The following is a 3317-nucleotide window of genomic DNA, read 5'->3' on the forward strand; positions in this document are numbered from 1 at the left end:
CCGTCATCAAAATAAACAACGATATCTCCGGTCATATTGTCATTTAATCCCTGTACCGCCTGTTTTGCCTCTTCCATACTTGCAAAGGGCTTTTCCTCCGACCCGTTTCCTGTTCCAGGCTCTGTACCCGCTGATACATAGATCTCAGCCATTACCTGGCTGCTGCTGTTTACATCTGCCTGCTCTGCCATTGCAACTCCCGGAACAGAACTTACTAACATTGCTGCAGATAACAGACTTGCTACTAACTTTTTCCTCATAAGCTTTTTCTCCTTTTTCATAACTTTGATTATTTTCATGGAATAGTCGTAATCAGCACCTGGCAGTTTCCTTTGATTTCAAATCGTCCTGAAGATGCTGTAATAAACAGGCTGTCACCCTTTAAAAATGAAATTTCTTCTCCATTCTTAATAACGCCGTTTCCCTCAATAACTAAAATATGTACAAATGTACTTCCATCTGTTTCTCCACTCATCTCTTTCATTACCTTCCCATCCAGAGTGAGCTTGTCTACCATAAAATATTTACAGCTGCCAAGATGAGGTTCGAAATTATCGGAACGCACTTTTGGACTGCGGTTTGTCACAGCCAGAGCCTTCTCAATATGCAGATCTCTTTTTTTACCTTCCGCATCCTTTCTGCCATAGTCATATACACGGTAAGTAACATTTGAATTCTGCTGTATTTCTGCAATTACAATACCCTCACCAATTGCGTGAAGCGTACCGGCTTCAATAAAAAATACATCACCTTTTTCAACAGGAATTTTATTCAGGACATCTAATATAGTTTCCTCCTCAATCCGCTGCCGAAACTCTTCTTTTGAGATTTCCCTGGAAAACCCGTAATACAGATAAGCATCTTCTGTGCAGTCAGCTACGTACCACATCTCCGTCTTTCCATACTGTCCTTCTTTATTCAGGGCATATTCATCGTCCGGGTGAACCTGTATGGACAGATTCTCTCTTGCATCAATGAACTTAATCAGTACTGGGAATCCGTCAAATGCTGCACAACGGTTCCCCAGAACTTTTTTACCCTCCCATTCTATATATTCACTCAGGGTTTTTCCCCTGAATGCACCCCCGGCAATCCGGGAACTGCCGTCTGCATGGCAGGACAGTTCCCAGGACTCAGCAAGAGTCTTTCCGCTGTAATGCTTGTGAAAATCTTTAATCAGCTTATCTCCGCCCCAGATGTATTCTTTAAATGCCGGTTCTAATTTTAATATTGACATATTGATACTTTCCTTACTTTCTTATTACAACGGTTTTGCTCTGTCCTTTATTTGCCATCAGTTTCTTGTATGCTCTCAGTTTAGAAGATGGCACCCGGATAACCGCTCTTTTATGAATGTTCTTAAATGTATTTTTATATACCTTATTCAATACTTTGGATTTTACAGTAATGCTTTTCAGTTGCTTGGCGCCTGAAAAAGCATAACTATGGATTACTTTTACATTCTTGTCAATTATCACGGAAGTTAACTTCTTATTATTCTTAAATGCTTCTTTTCCAATCTCCGTTACTTTATAACTGTAATTTCCAATCTTAACTGTAGACAGAACCCTGGCTTTTTTTAAGCTTTTCTTCACCGGCTTTAAGAATCTTACTGTCCCCGATTTTACAGATGAATTTAAAACTCTGTACTGGTAATCTCCCACTGTATAGATCTTTCCTTTTTTTGCTGCGATTACGAATGTCTTTGTAATGCTGCCTTTATAGCCGCCTTTTCCAGTGAGTATAAGCTGTGCTTTGCCGGGATTTACATTATTCTTATAGGTAAGGGTATAATCTGTACCTGCCCTTAATACCTTACTTCCATATCTTACTGTTACCGATGGTTTTATGGATCTGCCGGTATGGGTCTGGCGAGCTATGCTGCCTATTGACAGTTTTGATACATCAATTGGCTGCTGAACATTAGTCTCCGGTTTTTTGGTAAGACCTTTGATTGCCGCATCCAGTGCTCTTGCTGCTGCATCTACTTCCGCCTGGGATGCATTTTCAGAAAGTCTTACTGCTGCTTCCAATGCATTTTTAAATACTCTTACACTTTCATCTGTATACAGAAGCAATTGCGCTGCTGTAACTGCACGGGCATTCTGAATCAACACATTCAACTGGTCTCTGTAGACCGGTGGCTTTGCAGTAAGTCCTTTGATTGCTGCATCCAGTGCTTCTGCCGCTGCATCTACTTCCGGCTGGAATGCATCTTCTGAAAGTCTTACTGCTGCTTCCAGGGCATTTTTAAATGCCTTTGCACTATCATCCGTATATTTCTTCAGTTCGGCATCTGTAATTGCACATGCCTGTTCAATCAGCTGATCCAACTGTTCCCTGGAAACCGGTTTTCTCTGCAGCGCCGTGTAGATGCTCTTTGTGATATCACCGTTTACTTCCAGTGTACCTGTCAAATCCATGTATCCCTCTGCAGAAACAGTGTAAGTGTAAGAACCTCTCTGCAATAAATAACTTCCATCCGCTTCCGGTTGGCTATCTGTTATGGAAACTGTTGCATCCTGTGGATCTGCTTCAAAAATGACTCTGGTTACTTCTGAACTTGTCTCAAATCCTCTGACTTCAACATTATCTATGTATGCAGCATTTTCACCTGCTTTGCCTGAGAAGGAGAAGTAGAGACCGCCGCCGCCGCTCAATCCGCTAACGTCACGTTCTGCCATCCAGTTTTCCGGCTCTTCGGCATCCCTGGTCCAGATTTTAATTGCCATATGATCATCAGATGTCTGCATTTTTACCTTGTACCATGTATCTGCCTGTAACGGATAAACATCATTACTGATTCCCGTAATATTGTTTGCATTACCGTTTACATTCTGCTGCAGGAGAATACCGCCCCAGCCTGGCAGCATTGGATATGCATACATACTGTCCGGACTCAGATTTTGAAAATAGTTGCTTGGATAAAGACCTTCCAGGCCGCCCAACGGATTCTGAAACTTATAATCAAAGGTCATCACCGTACTTGGCCAATCGGCCTTGTGCATTAGTCTCACATCCTGACCAATACCGTTTAATTTCAGCAGTTTCCCTGATTCCTGTTCTTCAATCTCAATAGATTCTCCATTAATGGCTGTATATCCTTTTGTATCCAGGTCTGTGAATGTACCGGCATCATACACATCAAAATTGTCTTCAAAAACAAGCTCACCCGGCTGTAAATCCACCGTAAACCGGATTGTTCTGGTTTTTTCTGTGTTTCCGGCTCTGTCTACCGAGCGGTACGAAATGACGTAGTCACCGTTTGTTCCAAATATTAGAGGTTCTGTATAAGCAGTAAATTCACTGTCACCCAG

Annotated in this window: 3 protein-coding genes; all 3 read right to left on the reverse strand. The window is 41.9% G+C overall.

All coding sequences use genetic code 11. The features are described 5' to 3' along the window. Nucleotides 1-260, reverse strand: a 260-nt coding sequence (locus RHS_RS29190; protein ID WP_395023661.1) for a hypothetical protein, incomplete at its 3' end; no start/stop codon positions are given. 35 nt (nucleotides 261-295) lie between these two features. Further along, entirely contained in the window at nucleotides 296-1237 is a 942-nt protein-coding gene (locus RHS_RS29195; protein ID WP_027295373.1) for a type I phosphomannose isomerase catalytic subunit, read from the reverse strand. A gap of 13 nt (nucleotides 1238-1250) precedes the next feature. Continuing rightward, nucleotides 1251-3317: leucine-rich repeat protein (locus tag RHS_RS29200; RefSeq protein ID WP_047835195.1), on the reverse strand; the 2067-nt coding region annotated here is incomplete at its 5' end.

This window comes from Robinsoniella sp. RHS, assembly GCF_001029355.1.
Classification (GTDB): domain Bacteria; phylum Bacillota; class Clostridia; order Lachnospirales; family Lachnospiraceae; genus Robinsoniella; species Robinsoniella peoriensis.